The 6,000-nt window shown below is 42.1% G+C and carries 6 protein-coding genes; all 6 read right to left on the reverse strand.

All coding sequences use genetic code 11. The annotated features are described in order from the left end of the window. Positions 1 to 61: 61 nt before the first annotated feature. On the reverse strand, positions 62 to 694 hold the full coding sequence (gene pyrE / locus N8N51_RS09100) for an orotate phosphoribosyltransferase (RefSeq protein WP_261104056.1): 633 nt from the start codon (positions 692 to 694) through the stop codon (positions 62 to 64). A 33-nt stretch (positions 695 to 727) separates the two neighbouring features. Further along, positions 728 to 1,429 (reverse strand): orotidine-5'-phosphate decarboxylase, encoded by a 702-nt coding sequence (gene pyrF / locus N8N51_RS09105; RefSeq protein ID WP_261104057.1) that lies wholly within the window; start codon positions 1,427 to 1,429, stop codon positions 728 to 730. Between the two features lie 233 nt (positions 1,430 to 1,662). After that, entirely contained in the window at positions 1,663 to 2,910 is a 1,248-nt protein-coding gene (locus N8N51_RS09110; protein ID WP_261104058.1) for a cell division protein FtsQ/DivIB, read from the reverse strand. A 9-nt stretch (positions 2,911 to 2,919) separates the two neighbouring features. After that, the gene (locus N8N51_RS09115; RefSeq protein WP_125416997.1) at positions 2,920 to 3,978 is read right to left on the reverse strand and encodes a UDP-N-acetylglucosamine--N-acetylmuramyl-(pentapeptide) pyrophosphoryl-undecaprenol N-acetylglucosamine transferase; all 1,059 of its coding nucleotides are present in this window, start codon (positions 3,976 to 3,978) and stop codon (positions 2,920 to 2,922) included. A 1-nt stretch (position 3,979) separates the two neighbouring features. After that, a complete protein-coding gene (gene murD / locus N8N51_RS09120) occupies positions 3,980 to 5,332 on the reverse strand; it encodes a UDP-N-acetylmuramoyl-L-alanine--D-glutamate ligase (RefSeq protein WP_261049757.1) in 1,353 nt (450 codons plus the stop codon). Positions 5,333 to 5,435: 103 nt separating this feature from the next. Then, on the reverse strand, positions 5,436 to 6,000 hold a 565-nt coding region (locus tag N8N51_RS09125; protein ID WP_261104059.1), incomplete at its 5' end, for an ABC transporter ATP-binding protein.

The following is a 6,000-nucleotide window of genomic DNA, read 5'->3' on the forward strand; positions in this document are numbered from 1 at the left end:
TCGTTTTTTATATTTAAAGTTAGATTTTTGTCCCAGACTCGTCTCTCTTTATCTTACTGACCTAACCTTCTTGCCAATTCTCTTGGTCTTCTTTAAAGCGTTTTAGGAGAGCGAGTCCTTCTGGTGTGATATATCCTTCTTCTTGGGCTAGATGGATGAGCTCACTGTAGTTTGAAAGTGTTACCAATTTCACGCCAGCATCTGAGAAGTTCTTATCTGCTTTTGGCAATTGGTAGCTGAAAATCGCTACTACTCCAAGCACATCTGCTCCTTCGCGTTTAGCAGCTGCTACTGCTTCAAGAACAGAACCACCTGTTGAAATAAGGTCTTCAACCACTACCATTTTTTGACCTTGAGCTACACGGCCTTCGATTTGATTACCTGCTCCGTGGTCTTTTGGTTTGCTACGGATATAGGCAAATGGCAAATTCATCTTATCAGCAATGATAGCTCCGTGTGGAATCCCAGCTGTTGCAGTTCCTGCAATCACTTCTACCTCTGGAAAGGCTTCTTTAATAGCTTCCACAAAGCCATTTTCAATTAGGGTACGAGTTTCTGGATAGGCTAGTGTCACACGATTATCAGTGTAAATGGGCGACTTGATACCAGATGCCCAAGTGAAAGGTTCCTCTGGTTTGAGGTAAACTGCTTGAATTTTCAAGAGGTGGCTAGCGATATCTTTAGCAAGTGTCATGGTCTTCTCCTTTTATTTTTCTAATCTAGTTCTTTAATTCCAGTCCTGTGTCCATTCATCCTTGATGGCATGATAAGCTGCAACAGGATTCTCAGCTTGGGTAATGGGACGTCCCACTACGATATAGTCACTACCGATTTGATAGGCGTCTGCTGGTGTCATCACGCGTTTTTGGTCTCCAACAGAAGCTCCCTGTGGACGAATTCCTGGCGTTAAGCAGATAAAATCTGGATTGGTGGCCTGCTTGATGAGTTGTACTTCATGAGCCGAGCAAACAACACCATCTAAACCCGCTTCAGCTGTCTTCTTAGCATAATGAATCACAGACTCTTGCAGGCTAGTTTGGATATTTTGAAACTCCTGCATCTGGGCTTCTGACGTTGATGTCAGCTGCGTTACAGCTATCAATTTTGCTTGACTTCCAAGACCTTCACGCGCAGCCTTCATCATCTCTACACCCCCAGCAGCATGAACATTAGTCATATCCACACCAAGCTGAGACAGGACCTTCATGGCTGACTTGACTGTATTAGGAATGTCATGCAGCTTGAGATCCAAAAAGACACTGTGCCCCAGGCCTTTCAAGTAAGACACAATCTCAGGCCCCGTTGCGTAATAAAGCTCCATCCCTACCTTTAGATAAAGGTTTTCTTCTGCTGGAAAAAGAGCTAAGAATTCCTTGACCGCCTCAAAACTAGGAAAATCAAGAGCAATAACTGGACGATGTTCTCGCATAGGTTTCTCCTTTTACCTTTGCTAGTGAGAGAGTCTGGCCACAAGAAGGCACGAAAAAAGGAACCTGCCAACAGCAAGGTTCCACGAAAAATGGGTAGTCTCCACCCTTTCACCGTCTAACCTTAGCTGCCTCTCTGGACTGCTTTAAAGGTTTTTTACTATTCTATTATTTCTACTAGCACTTGTCAAGTAAAAACATGGTCACTAAAAAACTATGAAAGAAAAGCTACACCCTAGCGACGCGATGAACGCTGACTTGTTTGGTTTCGATTGCTCTCTTCCTCCAATTTTTTCTTCTCTTCTTCCAATTTTTTCTGCTGTTCCTCCAGCCTTTTCTTCTCTTCCTCTTTCTGTTTCTTCTCAGCTTCCTTGGCCTCTTGTTTGGCTTTTTCCTCTGCCTCCATAATTAATTTATCCGCCACAGTATAGCTGTAAATTCCAGCTTCCATGTCAATCACACTCGGTTCTGACAATTGTGGCTTAATCTTACTGTAATATGGCAGTTTCTTACTCATTTCAGATAGAGGAACCAAAACTTCGTCCGAATCATTCATAGTCAATCGAATTAAATCAGAAGTCACCTTGCTTGGGGCTAGTTCCACCTTTTGGATAGAAGATTTGAGTTCGGGGCTAATTTGAGAAAGTTCTGAGGTAAAGGTCTTGATTTGTTCGCTGTTATTAAAGAGAACTGATATATAAGTTTCTGGCAGACTGACCAAACTCACCGAACTGGTCTCAAGCTGACCGCTTGAAAGGATTGGATAATGACTTTCTCCAGAAACATAATAGGCAACAATATCATATTCCTTGACCTTGATTGTAAACTTGGTTGGAAATTGATAGACAAGCTGAGCTGATTCAACCCAATAGTTAGACTTGATCTGCTCTTCATATTTTGCCTTGTCTAGCAGAAGGTTAATCGTATAATCCGAATCCTGAATGCCTGAAGCCTGTCGAATATCATCATCTGTAGTTTGCACGGTTCCCTCAACACGAATATCCTTCATGGTCGCATAAGGACTGAGCAAGTAAGCAGAGACAACCAATAAAAGCAGACTGAGAAACAAAATCGAGATAGCCCGCCAGATATGAACTCCTGGAATTTTCGGTTTAACCGTTTTTTCCTTTACAGGCTTTTTCTCTACTTTTTTAGCCTGTTTCTTTGGTTCTTTGGATTTTGGTTCTTTGGACTCTGGTTCTTCTTTTTTGACGTCTTCTGACTTTTCTACTTTTTCTTCAGACTCTTCCTTAGCTGATTCTGGGTCTTTTGGTTCAGGTTCACTATCTTGATCCTCAGTTTCATCTGACTTTTCAGATTTGGAAGCCATTCGAGCTTTTCTTTCCTTTTCCTTCTCCTCAGCTAGGGCTGCCTCTTCTTCAGCCTTCTTTTTTAGGTATTCTTGGTTTCGTTTCTGCCATTCTGATAACTCTTTCAATTCTTCGAGGATTTCTTTGCCCTCATTTTTCTTATCTTTTGACATTTACTTTCCTTATGATAAATCTTTTTTCAATAATTCATAAAAATCTGCTAGAGATTTCAATTCCTTAGAAGCCTTCATCTTAGCTTGGTAGTCTTCCTTGTGGCTTAGTAAGTGAGAAAGCTTCTCTTCTAAACTGTCCAAGGTCAAATCGCTTTCTTGAAGCTCTTCTGCATAGCCTTTTTTTACAAAGTAAGCTGCATTTTCAATCTGGTCTCCACGACTAGCTTCACGACCAAGTGGCACAATAACATGTAATTTTGCCATGGCCAAGAGCTCAAAAATCGTATTGGCACCACCACGTGTCACAACAATATCAGCCAATTCCATCAAGGGTTGATAGAGACTGGTCACATAGTCAACACGAAAAAGATTTTGGCTCAACTCGTTCAGGCTAGAATCTCCAGTTAGATTGATAATATTGTAGCGTTCTGTCAGTTCTTTCTTATGGTCTGTCACCAATTGGTTAAAGACACGAGCGCCTGCAGAACCACCGACAAACAATACAGTTGGCAATTTAGGATTAAAGTGGGTTTGAATATCTACCAATTCATCTGGTTCTGGATTTTTTTGATCTGAAACCTTGGTCACCGCTCCCACATGCTCGACCTTAGACAAACTTGAAGCTTGCTCAAAGGTTGAATACATCTTCGTCGCAAATTTATAGGCGATTTTATTGGCCAAGCCCATGGACAAGTCAGATTCGTGAATAAAGACAGGCACTCCTGAAACACGCGCAGCGATAACAGGCGGCACAGAGACAAAACCTCCCTTTGAAAACAGGGCCTGTGGACGAAGTCGCAACATGATAAAGAGCGATTGGACAATTCCCCATCCAACTTTGAAGACGTCCAGCATATTTTGCCAAGAGAAATAGCGACGCAATTTGCCAGTCGCAATGGAATGGAAGGTGACATCTAGACCCGACTTGAGGATTTCTTGGTGTTCAATACCACGCTTATCCCCGATATAGTGGACTTCCCAGCCATCTTCGATGAACTTGGGCATTAACAAAAGGTTGAGGGTCACGTGTCCAACCGTCCCCCCACCTGTAAAGACAATTTTTTTCATATTATTCCTTTAACTCCGCTACTGTGTCGATAAAGAGGTCGCCACGTACTTCAAAGTTAGCATACATATCCCAGCTAGCATTGGCTGGACTGAGAAGAACCACGTCTCCTTGAGTCGCAAGCTCGTAGGCCTTGCGGGTCGCATCTGCAATGTCAGTCGCATCCACATATGCCACACCAGCCTTGTCTGCTGCCCGTTTAACACGTTCTGCAGACTGACCAAGGATGACCATCTTCTTGAGTCCAGTAATATCTGGAACCAGTTCGTCAAACTCATTACCACGGTCCAAACCACCTGCAATTAAAATGACCTTGCTGTTGTCAAATCCTGATAAGGCTTTTTGAGTAGCCAAGATATTGGTTGACTTGCTATCATTATAGAATTTGACACCCTTGATTTCATCCACAAATTGGAGACGGTGTTTGACACCACCAAAGGCTGAAAGGGTTTCTTTGATGGTTTGGTTATCCACACCACGAAGCTTGGCTACAGCAATCGTCGCAAGGGCATTTTCCACATTGTGGCTACCTGGAACTCCGATTTCGCTAGCTGCCATGACCACTTCCTCTCGGAAGTAGAGTTGACCATCTTCCAGATAAGCTCCATCAACCTTTTCAAGTGTTGAAAATGGTACAAGGGTAGCCTGTGTTTTGCTAGCCAATTCTTTTGCTAAGTCTTGATTAAAGTTCAAGACAAGGAAATCAGCTGCTGTCATCTTGTTTTGGATATTCCACTTGGCTGCTACATATTCCTCAAATGAACCATGATAGTCGATATGGGTTGGCATGAGGTTGGTAATAACCGCAATCTCTGGATGGAATTCTTGAACGCCCATGAGTTGGAAAGAAGAAAGTTCCATAACAAGAGTGTCCTCATCTGACGCAGTTTGGGCCACTTGACTAGCTGGATAGCCGATATTCCCTGATAAGAGACCATGTTGGCCAGCAGCAGTCAAAACCTCCCCAATCATGGTCGTTGTGGTTGTTTTTCCATTTGAACCTGTGATACCGATAATGGGCGCTTCTGAAATCAAATAAGCCAATTCCACCTCAGTCAAGACTGGAATTCCCTTTGCCAAAGCCTTTTCAATCATGGGATTGCTGTAGGGAATGCCTGGATTTTTCACCATGAGGGCAAACTCTTCATCCAAAAGTTCCAAAGGATGCCCACCAGTGATGACCTTGATTCCTTCTTCCAGCAAACTTTGCGCAGCTGGATTGTCCTCGAAAGGTTTCCCGTCATTTACCGTCACAATGGCACCTAGCTTGTCCAACAAACGAGCTGCAGATTCACCTGACTTGGCCAAACCTAAAACAAGGACTTTCTTATTTTTAAATTGATCTATTACTTTCATGTCTCAAACTCCATTTCTACTCTTACTATTTTACCATTTTTATGGAAATAAAAAAGCCACAAAGTGTGTTTGTGACTCTTTCTTCTAACTGAATCTCGCCATATCATCTATGTGATAAATCGGTAACTCGAATAACTTGGTCCACTTGCTCCCAAATCAGAGGATTATGGGTCGCAATAATAATGGTCCGATTCGGATTTTTTAAAGATTCTAGGATAGAAAGTAATTCCTCAGAGTTTTTAGGGTCTAGTGAAGCGGTTGGTTCATCTGCGAGAATCAAAGGAGGATCCTTTAAAATTATCTTCGCTAGTGCAACACGTTGTGCTTCTCCTCCTGATAACTCAAATATAGGTTGCTTCAAATCCAAATAAGAGAGGTTTACACGGTTTAGAGCTTGTTTCATCAAAGAGATTTTCTCTTTTTCTTTCAACTTTTTACCAACTAAACCCAGATTGAGATTCTCTTTAACGGTTTGACTTTCAATTAAGCCAAAATCTTGAAATAAATATCCCAAGTAATCTCTAAAGAAAACAGAAGGCCTAATGTCCTTAAGAGAAGTGCCATCATAGATGATTTGCCCTTTGTCATATGGCTCTAATCGTCCAATCATATTCAAGAGTGTTGTCTTACCACAGCCACTTGTACCGATTAAGGCATAAATTTTCCCA

Source organism: Streptococcus mitis, from assembly GCF_946188685.1.
Taxonomy (GTDB): domain Bacteria; phylum Bacillota; class Bacilli; order Lactobacillales; family Streptococcaceae; genus Streptococcus; species Streptococcus mitis_CC.